This is a genomic window from Acidobacteriota bacterium, from assembly GCA_016716905.1.
Taxonomy (GTDB): Bacteria; Acidobacteriota; Vicinamibacteria; order Vicinamibacterales; family SCN-69-37; genus SYFT01.
On sequence record JADJUS010000004.1, the window covers coordinates 187,315 to 203,978 of the forward strand.

Consider the following 16,664-nt stretch of genomic DNA (forward strand, 5'->3'; position numbering starts at 1 on the left):
CGTGTGAGCTCATAAAAATGACGCGGTGGACAATCGTCATCGGCGTGCTCGCCGGTCTCCTGATGGGGATCGGCGGGTTCACGTTTGTGTACGCGAAGGGCAGCTCGTACCTGACCAACGATCCGGCCGCGTGTGCGAACTGTCACGTGATGAACGACTACTACGTGAGGTGGCAGCGCTCGAGTCACCGAAGTGTGGCGGTGTGTAATGACTGTCACACGCCCAAGGGGTTCATCCCCAAGTACGTCACGAAGGCCCGCAACGGCTTCTGGCATTCCTTCTACTTCACGACCGGGAATTTTCCAGACAACATCCAGATCACACCCGGCAATCACAAGGTGGCAGAGGCGTCTTGCCAGAAGTGTCATGCCGCGTTGACCCAGACCATGTCGCCCGGCCATGGTGAGCCCACCGGGTGCGTCAAGTGCCACGGCAAGATAGGACATCCCCAATGAAAGCTTCCAAGCTGGTCTTTGTGACGGCGGTCGCGGCCGCGTTGGCAGCTGCCGGCGCCACCGCACTTCTGGTGTCGGTTTTTGAGCGCAAGCAGGAAGGACGCGACCCGTTCTTCCGCGTGGTTGAACTGACCGATGAGATCGACGATCCGGCCGTGTGGGGCAAGAACTTTCCGTTCCAGTACGACGGCTACCTGCGCACCGTAGACCAGATCAGGACGCGCTTCGGCGGCAGCGAAGCCGTGCAGCGTACCCCCACACAAGCCGACCCCCGCTCCATCGTGGCCCAGTCCCGGCTGGAAGAAGATCCGCGGCTCAAGACCATGTGGAGTGGATACGCCTTTGCCACCGACTTCCGCGAAGAGCGGGGCCACGCGTTCATGCTGGACGACCAGACGTTTACCGAACGGCAGCAGGTGGTGACCCAGCCCGGCACCTGCATGCATTGCCACGCGTCCGTGTACTTGCCGTACAAGCGTCTGGGCAACGGCAATCTCATCGCCGGGTTCGAGGCCATGAACAAGATGCCGTACAAGGAGGCGCGCACCAAGGTGACGCATCCTGTGGCGTGTATCGACTGCCATGATCCAAAGACGATGCAGTTGCGGGTGACACGGCCGGGCTTCCTGGAAGGGATCAAGGCCTACAAGGCGTCGCAAGGCGTGGCCGACTACGACGTGAACGCGCAGGCCACACACCAGGAGATGCGATCGTTTGTGTGCGGCCAGTGCCACGTCGAGTACTACTTCAAGGGTAGCGAGAAGCGCCTGACGTATCCGTGGACCAAGGGGCTGAAGGCCGACGAGATTCTGTCGTACTACGAAGAGAACGGGTTCAAGGATTGGACACACGCCGAGACCGGTGCGCCCGTCCTCAAAGCGCAGCATCCCGAGTTTGAGATGTGGAACCAGGGCATCCACGCCCGGTCAGGTGTGGCCTGTGCCGACTGCCACATGCCGTATATGCGGCAGGGCGGCCTGAAGGTCAGCGACCATCACGTGCGCAGCCCGCTGCTCAATATCAACAACGCCTGCCAGGTGTGCCACAACTGGCCCGAAGACGAACTGCGCCAGCGCGTCGTCACGATTCAGGAGCGCACGTACGAGATGCGCAACGTGGCGATGGACGCGCTGGTGGAACTCATTGGCGACATCAGGCTGGCGCGATCGGGTGGCGCGGGCGCTGCGGTGATCACCAACGCCCAGGCGTCACAACGCCGCGCGCAGTTCCTGCTGGACTTCATCGAAGCCGAAAACTCGATGGGCTTCCATGCGCCGCAGGAATCCATGCGCATTCTCGGGCTTTCAATCAATCACACGCGACTCGGACAGCGCGCGCTGAAGACGCAATAAATTACACGAGGCATGAAGGGGGCCCTTCATGCCTCGTGTGAAGTTTCGTACAAACTGACGACGACATCTGCTCCGGCCTCCACGACGTCGGTGTCCCCGGCGATGGTGATGTAGCCGTCGGCGTTGGCCATTGACGTAATGTCGCCCGATGCTTTGAATGCAGGTTCAGCGCGGCCGTCAACGATGCGCACCATGTAGAACTGCAGGCGGCCCGGCGTGGAGGTGATGCGTCGCGCCAGAGGGAGCGTGAGCTGGCGCGGTTGCCATGGCGGCAGGCGCGCGGTGGCGCGCAGGAGCGGAATCAGGAACACATGGGCGTTCGAGAGACACGACGTCGGATAGCCCGAGAGTCCCAGGACCGGCGCGTTGCCGATGCGGCCGAACACGGTGGGTTTGCCCGGCTTGATCGCCACGCCGTGGAAGATGACCTCGCCGTGCTGGCGCAGCGCGTCGATGACCAGATCGCGTTCGCCCACTGAACTCCCGCCGGAAAACACCAGGATGTCGCAGCCGCCGGCCGCGCCAAGTGTTTGCGTCAACGCCTCGATCGAATCGCGCGATGTTGGCAGCACCACGGGCTCGCCGCCGTGGCGTCGCACCAGCGCCTCGAGGGTGAAACGGTTGACGTTGTAAAGCTGGCCCGGGCCCAGCGGTTGTCCCGGATCCACCACTTCGTCGCCGGTACAGAGAATCGCCACGCGCGGACGCGCGTACACCTCAACTTCCGTGCAGCCCAGCGCCGCCAGAACGCCGATTCGCGCCGGTGTGAGTACCACGCCGGCGTCCAGCACCACATGGCCCGCCGCGATGTCGCCGCCGCGCGGGCCCACGTGCTGACGCGTTGTCGCCGCGCGACGAATCTGCACGGCCCCATCACCCGTCGTCGTCTGTTCCACCATCACGACCGCATCGGCGCCGTCGGGCAGCGGCGCGCCGGTGGCGATCTCGACGCAGGTGCCCGCGGTGACGCGAACGGGGGAACCGTCGCCGGTGAACACACGGCCGACCAGGCGCAGTGTCACGGGCGCATCAGGTGCGGCGCCAGCCGTGTCGGCGGCAATTACGGCGTACCCGTCCATCGCCGCGCGGTGGAACGGCGGCACATCAAACGTGGCCAAAACCCCGGAAACCAGCGCCCGGCCGTCGGCTTCCGCCAGCGAAACGTGCTCGGTCCGGCCGATCGGCCGCGGGGCAGCCAGCACATGGCGCAGCGCCTCGTCGAACGGCAACGTGTGCACAAAGGGACGCATGGGTTCAAGTATCATCCAACTTATGTCCGCCAATGCCCATCGCGCAGCTTCACCCTCGTCTGTGCCGTGCCTGGTGCTGACCGTGAGCGATACCCGCACCCGCGAGACAGATACCAGTGGTCAAACCATCGCCAGCCTGCTTGAAGGCGCAGGCCACACGGTGGTGGCCCGCGAGTTGGTGCCCGACGATCCGATCAAGGTCGCCGAGGCCATCCGCGCGCACCTTGGACGCAAGAACGTCCGGGCCGTCATCACCACCGGAGGCACGGGCGTCACGTCGCGCGACACGACGTACGAAGCCGTGACGTCGATGTTTGACAAACAGCTTGATGGGTTTGGCGAACTCTTCCGCATGCTGAGTTATCAGCAGGTTGGCGCGGCCGCCATGTTGAGCCGTGCGTGTGCGGGCGTGGTCACCGGCTGTGTCGTGTTTGTGTTGCCCGGCTCCGAGCCCGCGGTGCGACTGGGCATGGAGAAACTCATCCTGCCGGAACTGGGCCACGTGGTCAGAGAGACATCACGATGAAATTGGCGCTGGTGCTGGTCGCCGGCGCCCTCTCGGCCGCGGTCGTCACTGCCGGACAGGCACAGGCGCCCGTGCGCCGGCCGGCGGCCGTTCAAAAACCCACGCCGCTTCCGGTTCCGGCGGCTGCGCTTCCGGCTGTCCTTGACCGGGTCGCTGTGCGCTGGGTGGACGACACATTCAAGAAGATGACCCTGGACGACAAGGTGGGCCAGGTGGTCATGTCGGGGATCGATTCGATGTACCTCTCGTCGGACACCGATCAGTTCGACGCGCTCCTCGAGAAGGTGACGAACCTGAAGCTCGGTGGCTTCGTGGTGTTCGGCGGTTCGGAACGTGCGCCCGGCGTGTTGCTCAACACGGCGTACGGCACGGTCACGCTGGGTCAACCGCTGGCCGCAGCATCCACACTCAATCGGTTGCAGGCCGCATCGGCCATTCCGCTGCTGGCGTCTGCGGACTTTGAGGCCGGCGCCGGCTTTCGCATTGCCGGCGCCACCACGTTTCCGCGCGCAATGGCGTTTGGCGCAGCGATGGACGAGGAACTGGTGCGTTCGGCCGCACGCATCACCGCGCAGGAAGGCCGCGCGATTGGTGTGCACATGAACTTTGCTCCCGTCGTTGACGTGAACAACAACGCGCGCAATCCGGTGATCAACACGCGTTCACTCGGCGAATCGCCCGCCGCGGTTGGCCGCCTCGCCGCGGCCTATGTGCAGGGCCTGCAGTCGGGCGGCATGCTCGCGACCCTGAAACACTTTCCGGGTCACGGCGACACGGACGTGGACTCACACATCGGTCTGCCGATCATCAGTCATCCCCGCGATCGACTTGACGCCGTGGAACTGCCGTCGTTCAAGGCCGGCATCGCCGCCGGCGCCGATGCGGTGATGACCGCCCACATCCAGCTTCCAGCGCTCGACCCGGCGGACTTTAGTCCCGCCACGTTGAGCCGCCCGATCGTCACGGGCCTGCTCCGTGGCGACCTCAAGTTCGAGGGGCTGATCGTGACCGATTCGATGGGCATGGATGCCGTCGCCCGGCGTCTCGCGCCCGGCGACGCAGCCGTGCGCGCGATTCTTGCAGGCAACGACATCGTCCTGCACTCGCCAGACGACGTGGCGGCTGTGATCGGGATCAAGACGGCCGTGGAGAAAGGCACCATTCCACTCGCGCTGCTCGACGCGTCCGTGCGGCGCATCCTGACTGCGAAAGCGCGGCTTGGCCTGCACACGAAGAAGCTGGTCTCGCTCGATGATCTGCCGTCACTGGTTGGCGGACGGCAACGCGCCCAGGTGGCGCGGGAGGCGAGTCAGCGGTCGATCACCCTTCTGAAAGACGACCGCAACCAGGTGCCGTTGCGCGCGCCGCGCGAGGCCGCGGTGCTGTACTTGTCGGTACTCGACTATCCGTCCGGCTGGCGCATCGCCGCGCCGAGCCGGACGGTGATCCCGGAGCTTCGGCGGCGCTGGCCGTCCGTCACAGCGATCGAACTCTCGGACCGGTCCACACCATCGGAAATTGATCTCGTCCGCGCCTCGGCCCTCCGCTTCGACGCCATCGTCGTCTCCGTCTTCGTCCGCGCGTCGTCGGGCAGCGGCCGAATGGACCTGGCGCCGCCTCTGACGAAGTTGCTCGGTGACCTGGCGCGCCTGACGGCGGGCACACCCAAGCCGTTTGTGACGATGTTTTTCGGCAATCCGTACGTGCCCACATTCCTGCCCGACCTGCCGGCGGTGTTGCTGACGTACGATTTTTATGATCTGGCAGAGGCCTCGGCCGTGGCGGCCCTGGCCGGGGATAACCCCATTGGGGGGCGCCTGCCCATTTCGATGCCCGGTTCGTTCGACGTCGGCTTCGGGCTGGTCCGAGACCGCCTTGTCCGCCGCCCCTGAGCGAGCACTTGGCCTGGGGCGAGTCGAAGGGGTATGATTAACAGCTTGTGCGCCCTTAGCTCAGCTGGATAGAGCGTCTGGCTACGAACCAGGAGGTCGCAGGTTCGAATCCTGCAGGGCGCACCATCACACCGCTTTTGTCCGCCGTAGCGACGGAGTCGCGAAGGCGGACAGGGCGCATCACACACCCCACGCAAGTTCCTCATGGAGTGCCCCATGGAGCGACGCGAGTTCATCAATACCACCGTGATCGGTGCCGCGGTCGTGGCCGCGAATATGGCGACCGAAGCGGTCGGGCCGTTCACGCGTGACCACCGCGATCCGCAGGTCAGTGCCGTTCGGGCGACACGGAAGATCCTGATTGCGGGCGGGGGCTTTGGCACGAGCTTCATCAGGTACATGGCTGAGCTGACCGGCAAGCCACGCCCGAAGCTCTGCTACCTGCCAACCGCGTCGGCCGACTCACCGGCCGGCATCATCAGCTGGTTTCGCAATTGCGCCCCGCTCAACGTCGAGCCTTCAGCTCAAGAGAGTTTTATCGCCAGCACCCAGCAGAGTCGCAGTTGGGAAGAGGTCCTCCTCTCTGTGGACGGCATCGTCGTCTCTGGCGGCAATACGCTGAATCAGCAGGCCATCTGGAAGGCCCAGGGCATCGACGTTGTGCTGAGGCAGGCGTGGGACCGCGGCATCGTGCTCGGCGGCGCCAGTGCGGGATCATTGTGCTGGTTCGAAGAAGGCACCACGGATTCCCGGCCGAAGGAGCTCTCCACCGTGTTGTGCCTTGGATTTCTGAAGGGGAGTCACAGCCCGCACTACGACAGGGAGCCCGGCCGCAGGCCGCTGTATCAGAAGCTTATCGGTTCTGGTGAAATGAAGCCTGGCTACGCCTGCGACAACGACGCGGGCATCTACTTCGAAGACAACGAGGTGGCGCGCGTGGTCTCAACCAGAGCCGAAGCCAAGGTGTACTACGTGAACCGTGTCGGCAATGGGGCGGTTGAACGCGTCCTGGAACCGGAACGGATCGCCGAAGCGCCAGACGCTGACTGATGCGGCTTGCCATGTGCGCGGTCGCGCTGTTTGGCGCGTCACTTGGAGCCGGTCAATCCGCCGCACGGGGCGGCGCTGGTTTTGGGTCGAGTTCGAGCACGATGCCGGCCTCGGCGGTCACGCTTGTGACGTGGGTGCTCCACAGCACTGAGCAGGGGGCAGATCCTGGTCTGTTGGTGATCTGGCGTGGTTCGCCCGGTTGGTTCTTTGCCAATGGCAGCCCGCAACGCTCTTCCGGTGGCGGGTCGCGAGATGGGTATTCCGCCACGATGAATTATGGCGGAGTGGACCTCTCGCTTGTGTTCAAGGCCCGCCCACGCTCGGTGACCATCCAGGACAAGATTGTTAATGTCGGCACAGACACTGTCGTGCTGGTCGATGACGTCGACGGCGTCGATGGCCCGCGCGTCGTTGGCACATTGCGAGTCGATCTCAGCGGCGTGAGTGGGCGCATCGAGATGGAGCAACTTGGCCGGGTGCTCAGCCAGTCACCAGAGGCCGCGGCCTTCCTCAAGTGCGACGTTCTGTGGAAGGGCAGTGGTCCCTACGCCACTCTTACTCCCGTGTGCCGGGCCATTGCCGGCCGGCAACGGCCCGCTCAACGCCCCAGTGCGATCTCGCGTTCGAACTGACGGAACTCGGTCGCCCGGCCTTCTTTGATGCTCCACGCTCGGATGGCCTCGATGTTGACCGGCCGGCGGTTCGCGATTGCGGCGGCCACACGGAGGCTCTGTAGATCGTTCCAGTGGTAAAAAGCTGACAGGCGATCGCGACAGGAGTCTGTGGCTGACAAGGTCAGCACCTTGACTGAGCCAACCCGAATCTCCACTGGTTCCACCAGGTCATCGTCACCGATGGCGACGGGGCCTTTGGGAAACTCCACAAAAACTCCACATCGGCATGCCGTGCTCTGCTCCCGCGCGAGTGAAGCCGACGGCGCGCATGGCCTGGTCCACCTGGTTGCGCGAGACGTTGTTCCGGATGATGTAGTCCAGGTCGTGCGAGAGGTAGTCGCCTTTTGAGTGCAGGCTGGCGCACGCACCACCCGTCAGGACGGCCTGCACCCGATGCCGGCGCAACGACGAGGAGACGGCCTGAATGACGTGGCGCAGTGTGGAATGGCGTGACAGGGCCACGGCTGGGCAATCAAAGGGCCTTGGTCGAGCGGCGCGGTCTGCGGCGCAGGGCTGCGATGGCGTCCTGGAGTCCGCGGTCTGCGGCCGCGAGTTTGTCGAGCAACGCGCGGAGTTCTGAGGCGGCGAAGAATCGCGGGTTCAGTTCAAACAGGCGTGTCCGCCCTGCGGACCGTCCCGCGATGAGCCCGTCGGCTTCGAGGCTGCGGATCGCGCCTTGCACAGCGCTGAGCGCCGTGCCCGTCAAGCGGCTGAGTTCCCGGGGGTAGGACGACCCCATCAGGCGCAAGGCGAGCAGCACGCGTGTCCGGGTGACCGAGCCAAACGGCGACGGTTGTCCTGCGACCAACATTAGTGGTCATTTGACACTAAAACAAGGTCATCAGTCAATTCCCCAGTTCCCCAGTTCCCGCCTTCGCTCCTCCGGAGCTACGGCGGACAAGCCCCAGTTTCCTATGTCATAGTCATTCCCCAATGACTGTTACCACTGCGCGATTTTCTCTGGCAGCCGGGGCCTGTGCGCTGGCTGGACTCCTTTCGATCCCAGGCGCGTCGGTGAACGCGCAACAAGACCCGGCGCCGCAGTTCCTGACGACCGCGACGCAACTGGCGGCCTACACGCAGGCCGCGACACGTGACCTCAACTATCTGCCCGGTGAAGTGATCGTGAAGTTCCGCGTGGGTGTGAGCGTCAATCAGCAGGCCCGGGCGCTTTCCTCGGTGCGGTCGCGGCCCTCCACGGACCGTCTGCAGTGGATTGCCGATCGGACGGCGCGCCTGATGGTGCCTGAAGATCCAGATTCGATCGCCGTCGCGGCCAACCTCATGCGCCAACCCGAAGTGGAGTATGCGCAGCCCAACTGGCTCCGGCAGCCGTCGTCGGTGCCCAACGACACGCAGTATGCCGCGCGGCAGTGGAACATGTCGCTGCTCGATATGCCGAGGGCCTGGGACATCAACACTACTGGTGGCGCCGGCGTGACGGTGGCCGTGATTGATACCGGCCTGACCAGCGTAAACGCCACCTACCCGCTCAAGACCTGGAACGGCACGGCGATCGTCACGGCGCAGGTGCCCGTGGGCATCAATCCGGACGTGGATGCGGCGCGGATCGTGGGCAATAGGGACTTTGTGTTCTGGACGGGGCCCGTGATCGACTTCAACGGACATGGGACGCACGTGTCCGGCACGGTGGCGCAGTCCACCAACAACAACCTGGGATACGCGGGCATCGCCTTCGGCGCCAAAATCATGCCCCTCAAGGTGTGCCTGAGCTTCTGGGATATCCAGATTCTGCAGGCGGAGAGCGGCGTGACCGGATATCCGCCCATCAATGTTGGCGGATGCCCGACGTCGGCGGTCATCGCGGCCGTGCGATATGCGGCTGACAACGGTGCCAAGGTCATCAACCTCAGCCTTGGCGGTACCGATGCCTCACCCGCCGATCAGGATGCGATGAACTATGCGCTGGCGCGTGGCGTGTTTGTGGCGATGTCAGCCGGTAACGAGTTCGAGGACGGCAATCCGGTGACTTATCCCGCATCCTACGGGAAGTTGGTGGCCGGTGCGATGGCCGTCGGGGCCGTTGGCCGCACGCAAGTGCGCTCGTATTATTCGACGACTGGTGACTTTGTGGAGATTGCGGCGCCCGGTGGTGACGCGCGCGAGGGTGGCTCGAACGGCGTGGTGTATCAGGCAGGGGTTCTCTTCAGCGACTACAACCCAGCCGTAGTGATTCTGCCGCGGTTCGATCGGTATTCGGACGTCGGCTTTCAGGGCACGTCCATGGCGTCGCCGCACGTGGCGGGGATTGCTGCGCTCATCATGAGCCAGGGCGTGACGTCGCCGGCGGCAGTCGAGGCGCTCATCACCGCGACCGCCAAAGACCTTGGCACTGCCGGGCGCGACAATCTCTATGGAGCGGGTTTGATTCAACCGCGCACGGCGCTGCGGGGATTCGGGGTGTTGAGGTGATCATGTCGCGTCGATTGAGTGTTCTGGTCTGCGCCGCAGTCTTGTGGTCGGCTGCGCCGGCATGGGCGCAAGCCCCTGCGGGTGGCTCGACGCCGAGGTTTGGCGTGCGCGCGTTCGGTCATTTCGAGTGGCAGACGATGGCCGCGAAAGAGACGTTTGATGCCGTCACTGGCAAGTCCACGTTGACCGGACTGGGCGGCGGCGTGGAGGTGCAACGCATCTGGCGCGGCATCTTCGCGCGAGCGGCGATCTCACGCATGTCGCAGTCAGGACAGCGAATCTTCGTGTTCGACAACACGGTGTTCCCGCTGGGCGTTCCCCTCGACATCACGATGACGCCGATCGAATTCGCTGCGGGCTGGCGCTTCAGTCCCATCGGGTCACGCGGGATCGTCGGTTACCTCGGTGCGGGCGGCATGTCCCTGAGCTACAACGAGTCATCCCCGAGCGACGCGGCGGGTGAAGAGGTCAGCGAGAAGGTGAGCGGCTTCCTGCTGTTCGGCGGTGTGGAGGTGCCAGTGTGGCGGTTCGTCACTGCTGGTGCCGAAGTCGGGTGGCGGAAGGCCGAAGTGCTGAACCCGGGTGGGGCCATGGGTGCCTTCGACGAGAACGATTTCGGCGGCGTCACCATGCGCGTGATGGTGTCGATTCGGCGATAAGAGCCCTTCGACTCGATGCCTCTAAGCCTCGCTCAGGGCAAGCACGATGAATGGATGCGCGAGGCCCTGGCGCTGGCGCGTGAAGCGGCAGCCGCAGGAGAAGTGCCCGTCGGCGCGGTTGTCGTGCGTGACGACGTGGTTATTGGCCGAGGTCGCAATGGCCCTGTCGGTTCGCACGATCCCACGGCCCATGCCGAGATCGTGGCGCTGCGCGACGCGGCCGCGCGCGTGGGCAACTATCGCCTTCCCGGCGTCACCCTGTATGTGACGCTCGAACCCTGCATGATGTGCGTGGGCGCCCTGATGCACGCGCGCGTGCAGGCGGTGGTGTACGGCGCCACGGAGCCCAAGGCCGGTGCCATGGAATCTACGCAACGGGCGCACGAACACGCGGCGTTGAATCATCAGATCACGGTCGTGTCCGGCGTGCTTGCGGCGGAGTGCCGCGAGGTCCTGCAGGCGTTCTTCAGGGAGAGACGCGCGTAAGGCCTGTAGGGCGGGTGAGGCTAGGGGTTCCCTTGGCGCGGCCGACAAAGTGGTCAGGCACGCGGCGATAACGCAGGCAGTGGCTCTCAGGGCTTAGGCACTCTATCGCACCGGGTTCGCCGGGCGCGTCCGTGGCGGTGAGCGCGATATCAGCGCGCTTCGCCTTGAGCATGCGGGAAAACACGTCGTTGAATGCGCTGAGGTTCCCCACGCGGGCGTCTGCGGCGGCGCCCACGAGGTAGTCGCGCGCCCAGCCCAGTCGGGCCTCCCAGGACACGACTCGCAGGGCGGGCACAGCGATTGTGGGCGCGCCCAATGACTGGTTCATCGACGTGGGCTGCATCGCGGGCACAGAGGTGAACGCGAAGGCACTGGCCAACGCGAGCGCGATACCGGGGTGCTTCATGAGTCTCCTGCGTAAACGGGGCTGACACCCGAAGCATGAAGGAACGGGCGGGGCATGGATGTTCCCTTTGAAACATGAGCGCAGTTGCCCATGTGGCGCCGGATATGCGATCCTGTTGAGCCGTCCACCCTCTGCGGAGAGGTACCGAAGTGGTCGTAACGGGATCGCCTCGAAAGCGATTTGTCGGGTAACCGGCACGTGGGTTCGAATCCCACCCTCTCCGCCAACCTTCGCTAAACGCTCGCTGCGCGAGCAGCTACGGTTGGCTTCGCCAACTGTAGGTGCGACGTGTGCGCCGGAGCCGCTCACGGAGTGAGCGTTTGCGAAGGCGCATCGCGAGCGCTGTGCGAAGGTTGCCCGCCGAAGCTGCTCGCGCAGCGAGCGTTTAGCGAAGGTGGGCAGACAGTGACCCATTCGCACGAACCCTCCGGTGCACCGCGCCTACAGTCTGGTCGAACTGCTCGGCTCGCGCTGTGCAATCGCATTCCCAAGTGCGAGAAAAGCGATTCGTCTACGTCATTCGCAGCGAAGTTTCCGGGCGGCGGTACTTCGGCTTGACCTCAGACTTCGAGAAGCGCCTGGCCGGCCACAACGCCGGTCAGAACATCTCGACAGCCGGGCAGAGACCGTGGCGCCCGGTGACGGTCACCGAATTCCAGTCGGGAGCGGCCGCGGTGCAGCTTGAGAAGTACCTGAAATCCGGCTCGGGTCGTGCGTTTGTCCGAACGCACTTTTGGTGAAGATCTTCACGATCGGGTCCTGCACTTGGCGTAAGAGCTGGACTTCTCTGATAGTCTCTGCGCCTTGCGGGGGGCCGATGGCATATGAGTTGGACCTGAAGCACTTGGCGCGGCTTGGCGCAATCGTGCGCCTGAACGAACTCCTTGAGGAGCGTGCTTGCATCTTCAAGGTCTTTCCGGACTTGAAGCGGTCGGTTCTGGCGCCACGCCAATCGCCAGTGGGGCGCCGCAAAAAGGGCCCCTCCTCACCGGAGGTCAGGGAGGCCATCAGCGACGGCATGCGGAGGTACTGGGCCCGCCGGAAGGCGAAGCCATCGCCTGCCGCGACGAAGTAGTCAGTTCGGCACATCCGATCTTCGGCGCAAGACCAGAGACCATTTCCAGGGTTGAGCGAGCGGCGGTGTGCAATCCGCTGCACGGCGTGCGCAAGAACTTGCCCAACACCCTCGGACTCCTGCGTCTGGCCACAATGTCATCTGGCCCTACCCAGTGGCACGCCATTTGCGCAGTCACCTGCGTCGTGAATCGCCCACTGGACCCTTTCTGGTATTTGCAGACCCGAGTGGCATTCGTGATCTCCGACGAGCTGCCATCAGTCAGGTGTGCCACTACCGACCCCCAGGCGACGTCACTCTGCAGCACAAACATCGGAGATCTCGCAAATCAGTGGGATCGATCGGTCGCGCTGAGTGAGATCGATCGATCCCACTCTTCCGTCACCCTCAAGAAAATGCGGCCGCCTTTGAATGGTCAGCAATCTGGCGCATGTCTTGCTCTGAACACTGACCGGACGCCTGGAGAGCCATGGCCTACAACCATCAGCAAGTCACCGAGGCTGTTCGACAAGCACTGCTTGAAGACCCGCGGACATCGCTGCGCGTCCTGTCGAATCGGCTGGGAATCGAACGGCATACGATTCGGCGAGCACTCCTGAACCAGTTGGGCGTCACTTTCCGGGATGTCCAGCGGCGGTCCCTCGTGGAACGTGCCACCGCCCTTCGTGCCGGTGACCGACCGCAATCTGTAAAAGAGACAGCCTACGCCCTTGGCTACAGATCGGCAACCTCGCTATCACGATTGATCAAGCGAGCGCGGGGACACCCCGCCTAATGTTCCAAGTTCGCCAGTAATGCACCAATCGGGCAGGCGTTTCTGCTTGCTGGGTCATCTAGTCGGGAGTAGCCTCCCAATACGCTGTAAGACGCTCAGTTGGAGGCTGTGATGGAGCAGGTTCCGTCGACCGGATTGCGCAGTGGGTGGGGAGTAGTTCGAAGCAGTCTGGACGTCGTGGCGACGATCATGGTCATTGCAGTCGCAGCGGCGATTCTGTATCGAGTCTTGGTCCCCCAAACGATTCCGGTGAGGGCGGAGGTCAAGGGCGCGGCTGCGCCTGTGCGCCCGCCCGTCCCGCTTCCATCGGAGCCGCTGCCCCTCGCGAACGCCGCCATCAAAGGCGACCGCAACGCCAGGGTCGCCATCATTGTGTATTCAGATTTCCAATGTCCCTACTGCGGTGTGTTCGCCCGCGAGACGTGGCCGGCCCTTCAGAAAGAGTTTGTGGACACGGGGAAGGTCCTCTTTGCGTTCCGACATCTGCCGCTCGATAGCATTCATCCGAAGGCCAGGCGTGTAGCCGAGGCCGCAGAATGCGCCAGGCAGCAGGGGAAATTTTGGGAGTTTCACGATGCACTGTTCGCGCAGCAGAAAGACCTTGCTGGGGCCGATATGGGTCAACAAGCACTTGCACTTGGCCTTGCACCGAAGCTCTTCGGTGCTTGCTTGAGCGGGCAGGCTGCGGATCGAGTTATGGCCGACAGCCGGGGTGCTGAGGAACTGGGAATCAACGGGACTCCAACTTTTTTTATCGGAAGGTTGGAGCCTGGAGGGATCGTTCGCGTGACCGACCGACTTGTCGGGGCACAGAAGCTCTCGGCTTTCGACAAGGCCATCGCGGCGGCGATTGGGTCGAAACCGTGACGAGAGGGATGGTGGTCTGGCTCGGTTGAAAGGAGTTGTTATGCGGAGAAAGTCACTTGGTGGGAGGTATTTGGCGTTCTTGGCGATAGTGTATTTCGGTGCGGAGGTGGGCGGAGTTTCACTGGCGGCCAGCACTCCTCCAATCTGCGAGGAGGTATGCTCGGAGTCAACGGCGTGTGAAGAGTCGTGCTACGAAAACATGATGGAGTTCGAGAACGGGAACGACATCACTTGTCTTGACTATGGTGTCTATGACACCGAGGCCACCTGCTGTGGTGATTCGGTTTGTGAAGCCACGAGGGGTGAAATGGGCTACTGCAATTTCGACTGTGGTCCCATCGTCGAGGGTTGTGGTGAGTGCGATCCATACGCACAAACAGGTTGTGGGAATGACGAGGTCTGCACCAACGATGAGTGCTGCCTGGCGCAGAACAATCCCCCTCCTCCACCCGCGCCGCAGTGTTTTATCGTCGCATGCTCCCAGTACGTGCCCTGCTGTGCGAATTTCTACTGTCTGATTGACCCTGGCTGGAGTCTTGGCACAGGCACATGCTACCCTGAGCATTAGACTGGCCAGGCGGGCTGCCTGGCCCGCCCCTGCTGATTGAATCGAAATGCTTCGGCGAGACCGACACTCGGTTTGGCGCGGACCATTGAACGCCATTGTTGTGGTCGGCTTGGTGGCCTGTGCGTGCTCCGTTGTGGTGACCAGTACTTCGTCTTGCGACAGTGTCCCGACTGCGCCATGGGCTTCATCCCCAGCGGCGCAGCCGGGACTGCTTTCATTGTCAGGGAGAGTGGTCGCCCATCACAGCCAGACTCCGGTGTTTGCCTCGATTGAAGCTGGCCAGTCAACCGCGTATTCCGTCCAAACAAGTTCTGATGGAAAGTTCACGATTAACAGTCTGTCTTCGGGGCTCGTGCAGTTGTCTATTGGTGCCCCTGGTTACAATACGTACCGCTCGCGAGCGGACCTAACGGAGAAACCCTCCGACTTAACGATCCAACTGATTCCGTCTTCCGATCCATTCGACTTAACTTTCTTTCGCGCTTTTGCGAGGGGGAGTCAAGATGGCCCGCTCCAGCCAACATTCAATTGGTCGGTCAACCCATCGTTCTATCTCCGTACTGTCACCGCTGATTCTGGGCAGCCGCTGCCCGTTGCCACTCTTGATGCGATTGAGGCGCTCTTCCGGCGTGCGGTACCTGAATTATCAGGGGGGCTCCTCCGGGTTGAAAGCGTTGCGCGCGGCTCGGCCATACCGATTCCACGACAGGGAAGCGTCTCGGTGCAGTTTTATGCCGGCCTAATCGACGCGGATCCGAACCGCGGCGGCGACGCGACCGTCGGAGGTAACCAGGGACGAATGAGACTTCGATACGATCCTGCCTTAGACGATGGCGTGGTTAATCAGAGACGGCAATGTGAGTCATTTTCGGTGCTTATGGCCGATCATGAAATCGTCCACATCATGGGCTACTACCATACGGACACCACTTATATCGACTTCGACTCAGGTACGGGCTGCCCTGGGGCAGGGCGTCCGGCTCGAGTTCGTTACCACGCGTCAGTCATGTATGCCCGGCCGCCAGGCAACACGGATATTGACAACGATCCCCCGAGCTTCGCGTATCCTCTGTCCGGTGTTGGTGCGGGGCAACGGATGATCGCGTGCGAGTTTTATCGTCTGGCAAAGTAGGCGGTGAGAGTTGGTTAGAAGGTCAATCGGGATACTTGGAGTTGTCCTCGCTCTGTCCAGCCTGCCGACGGCGAAAGCTGAGCCGGCCCGAGTCTATGTCGTTGTCGTCGATGGCAACGGGCAGCCAATCACGGGCCTTTCGTCCCGTCACTTTCTCCTGCGCGTGGATGGCGTTGAGCCACCGATTTTGGGTGTACGGCCGGCCACGGACCCGCCCGCCCTTGTTGTAATCGTCGACGGTTACACTGACTTCTACACGCTTCAGATGCGTCGTGCCCTTCGCGGGGTGTTGAATGTGCTTCGCGCCGTCGCACCCGAGGCGCACGTCGGGTTCATGATGTCCGAGGGATCGACGCCGCCTGCACTGAAGCATGTCACCCGGGACGCCGCCGCGCTCGACCGCGAAGCCGCGAGTTTCATTCAGCGTGGCGCGTCGGCGCCAATGCTCGAGTCTATCGGCGTCGCCGCCCGGGTCCTGAGCGAGGCCGGGCCTCGCCGGTTGATTCTGCTGCTCACGAGTCAACGTGACAGCATTGCCAGTTCCGGCAGTGCGGAAGTGACTGGCGAAGCCGTGCGCCGCTCCGGTGCATCGCTGTGGGCCCTTCAGTCGACGTTGCCAATGACTCAGTCTGGAGTGGTTGAGAACGAGAAAGTGCTGAAGACTGTCACACGCGCCAGCGGTGGACGGCGCGAGCAACGGTTGACATGGTTGATTGAAGAGCATGCCATCGCCATGACGCGACAGATGCTTTCCCAATATGAGGTGACTTTCGAATTGGCAGAGAACGGTGGGCCGGGGTACCTGCGTGTGGGAGTGGACCGCCAGGGCGTCGAGGTATTCGCACCGGGGTGGACGACCCTTCGCTAGTGTTGGGGATCTTCGGGTGGCTCACTCGCCTGCCATGCGGGCTCGTCGATACCGGCTTGCCCTCACACGCGAGAACAACGTCGACCTGAGGCTCGAGCCAGTCCTCAAGCTACTGTGACAGGAGCGACACCAACGGCCTTGGCGGCCCATTGAGATTGATTCGATCGTGTGGAGGGGTTAGCTACGCTGCCTGAAT

General features: G+C 63.1%; 20 protein-coding genes and 2 tRNA genes. 17 read left to right on the top strand and 5 right to left on the bottom strand.

From position 1 onward, the window contains the following. The first annotated feature begins 17 nt into the window (after positions 1-17). Both nrfH and IPL75_04720 read left to right on the top strand, forming a co-directional pair. On the top strand, positions 18-455 hold the full coding sequence (nrfH, locus tag IPL75_04715) for a cytochrome c nitrite reductase small subunit (GenBank protein ID MBK9239564.1): 438 nt from the start codon (positions 18-20) through the stop codon (positions 453-455). Then, positions 452-1,807, top strand: coding sequence for an ammonia-forming cytochrome c nitrite reductase subunit c552 (locus tag IPL75_04720; GenBank protein ID MBK9239565.1), 1,356 nt, complete (start codon positions 452-454; stop codon positions 1,805-1,807). The genes nrfH and IPL75_04720 overlap by 4 nt, the downstream gene beginning before the upstream one ends. Before the next feature lie 26 nt (positions 1,808-1,833). On the opposite strand, the gene IPL75_04725 is transcribed toward IPL75_04720, so the two are convergent. Further along, positions 1,834-3,057, bottom strand: a complete 1,224-nt coding sequence (locus IPL75_04725) for a molybdopterin molybdotransferase MoeA (protein MBK9239566.1) — start codon at positions 3,055-3,057, stop codon at positions 1,834-1,836. A gap of 22 nt (positions 3,058-3,079) precedes the next feature. Between IPL75_04725 and IPL75_04730 the strand changes: the two genes are divergently transcribed. The 5 genes from IPL75_04730 (at position 3,080) to IPL75_04750 (ending at position 7,157) form a co-directional block, all read left to right on the top strand. Next, the gene (locus tag IPL75_04730; GenBank protein ID MBK9239567.1) at positions 3,080-3,583 is read left to right on the top strand and encodes a molybdenum cofactor biosynthesis protein MoaB; all 504 of its coding nucleotides are present in this window, start codon (positions 3,080-3,082) and stop codon (positions 3,581-3,583) included. Then, positions 3,580-5,475 (top strand): hypothetical protein, encoded by a 1,896-nt coding sequence (locus IPL75_04735; protein MBK9239568.1) that lies wholly within the window; start codon positions 3,580-3,582, stop codon positions 5,473-5,475. Before IPL75_04730 ends, IPL75_04735 begins: the two co-directional genes overlap by 4 nt. Positions 5,476-5,524: 49 nt before the next feature. Beyond that, positions 5,525-5,601, top strand: a tRNA-Arg gene (locus tag IPL75_04740). Between the two features lie 78 nt (positions 5,602-5,679). Then, entirely contained in the window at positions 5,680-6,525 is an 846-nt protein-coding gene (locus IPL75_04745) for a peptidase E (GenBank protein MBK9239569.1), read from the top strand. Beyond that, positions 6,525-7,157, top strand: coding sequence for a hypothetical protein (locus tag IPL75_04750; GenBank protein ID MBK9239570.1), 633 nt, complete (start codon positions 6,525-6,527; stop codon positions 7,155-7,157). Before IPL75_04745 ends, IPL75_04750 begins: the two co-directional genes overlap by 1 nt. Here IPL75_04750 and IPL75_04755 read toward each other — a convergent pair. The 3 genes from IPL75_04755 to IPL75_04765 are packed head-to-tail and all read right to left on the bottom strand — an operon-like array spanning position 7,124 to position 8,010. Next, a complete protein-coding gene (locus IPL75_04755; GenBank protein ID MBK9239571.1) occupies positions 7,124-7,408 on the bottom strand; it encodes a hypothetical protein in 285 nt (94 codons plus the stop codon). The two genes, IPL75_04750 and IPL75_04755, sit on opposite strands and share 34 nt — an antisense overlap. Beyond that, positions 7,374-7,661: a hypothetical protein gene (locus tag IPL75_04760; GenBank protein ID MBK9239572.1), complete on the bottom strand. Its 288-nt coding sequence runs from the start codon at positions 7,659-7,661 to the stop codon at positions 7,374-7,376. Before IPL75_04760 ends, IPL75_04755 begins: the two co-directional genes overlap by 35 nt. A 10-nt stretch (positions 7,662-7,671) precedes the next feature. Then, positions 7,672-8,010 carry a winged helix-turn-helix transcriptional regulator gene (locus tag IPL75_04765; GenBank protein ID MBK9239573.1) on the bottom strand — a complete coding sequence of 113 codons (339 nt, stop codon included), beginning with the start codon at positions 8,008-8,010 and terminating at the stop codon, positions 7,672-7,674. Positions 8,011-8,132: 122 nt separating this feature from the next. Here IPL75_04765 and IPL75_04770 point away from each other — a divergent pair, with 122 nt between their 5' ends. Genes IPL75_04770 through tadA form a run of 3 tightly spaced genes read left to right on the top strand, consistent with a single transcriptional unit; the run spans position 8,133 to position 10,777 of the window. Beyond that, positions 8,133-9,632, top strand: a complete 1,500-nt coding sequence (locus tag IPL75_04770) for a S8 family serine peptidase (GenBank protein MBK9239574.1) — start codon at positions 8,133-8,135, stop codon at positions 9,630-9,632. A gap of 2 nt (positions 9,633-9,634) precedes the next feature. After that, positions 9,635-10,291, top strand: coding sequence for a hypothetical protein (locus IPL75_04775; GenBank protein MBK9239575.1), 657 nt, complete (start codon positions 9,635-9,637; stop codon positions 10,289-10,291). 15 nt (positions 10,292-10,306) lie between these two features. After that, positions 10,307-10,777, top strand: coding sequence for a tRNA adenosine(34) deaminase TadA (gene tadA, locus IPL75_04780; protein ID MBK9239576.1), 471 nt, complete (start codon positions 10,307-10,309; stop codon positions 10,775-10,777). On the opposite strand, the gene IPL75_04785 is transcribed toward tadA, so the two are convergent. Further along, a complete protein-coding gene (locus tag IPL75_04785) occupies positions 10,758-11,183 on the bottom strand; it encodes a hypothetical protein (protein MBK9239577.1) in 426 nt (141 codons plus the stop codon). The two genes, tadA and IPL75_04785, sit on opposite strands and share 20 nt — an antisense overlap. A 135-nt stretch (positions 11,184-11,318) precedes the next feature. Between IPL75_04785 and IPL75_04790 the strand changes: the two genes are divergently transcribed. The 7 genes from IPL75_04790 (at position 11,319) to IPL75_04820 (ending at position 16,468) form a co-directional block, all read left to right on the top strand. After that, positions 11,319-11,409 (top strand) — tRNA-Ser (locus IPL75_04790). Between the two features lie 265 nt (positions 11,410-11,674). Next, the gene (locus tag IPL75_04795) at positions 11,675-11,923 is read left to right on the top strand and encodes a GIY-YIG nuclease family protein (protein ID MBK9239578.1); all 249 of its coding nucleotides are present in this window, start codon (positions 11,675-11,677) and stop codon (positions 11,921-11,923) included. Between the two features lie 77 nt (positions 11,924-12,000). Beyond that, positions 12,001-12,258 (top strand): hypothetical protein, encoded by a 258-nt coding sequence (locus tag IPL75_04800; protein ID MBK9239579.1) that lies wholly within the window; start codon positions 12,001-12,003, stop codon positions 12,256-12,258. Positions 12,259-12,727: 469 nt separating this feature from the next. Next, positions 12,728-13,033 (top strand): helix-turn-helix domain-containing protein, encoded by a 306-nt coding sequence (locus IPL75_04805; protein MBK9239580.1) that lies wholly within the window; start codon positions 12,728-12,730, stop codon positions 13,031-13,033. A 177-nt stretch (positions 13,034-13,210) separates the two neighbouring features. After that, positions 13,211-13,900: a thioredoxin domain-containing protein gene (locus IPL75_04810; protein ID MBK9239581.1), complete on the top strand. Its 690-nt coding sequence runs from the start codon at positions 13,211-13,213 to the stop codon at positions 13,898-13,900. 797 nt (positions 13,901-14,697) lie between these two features. Beyond that, positions 14,698-15,600 carry a carboxypeptidase regulatory-like domain-containing protein gene (locus IPL75_04815; protein MBK9239582.1) on the top strand — a complete coding sequence of 301 codons (903 nt, stop codon included), beginning with the start codon at positions 14,698-14,700 and terminating at the stop codon, positions 15,598-15,600. 265 nt (positions 15,601-15,865) lie between these two features. After that, entirely contained in the window at positions 15,866-16,468 is a 603-nt protein-coding gene (locus tag IPL75_04820) for a hypothetical protein (protein MBK9239583.1), read from the top strand. The last annotated feature ends 196 nt before the right edge of the window (positions 16,469-16,664 follow it).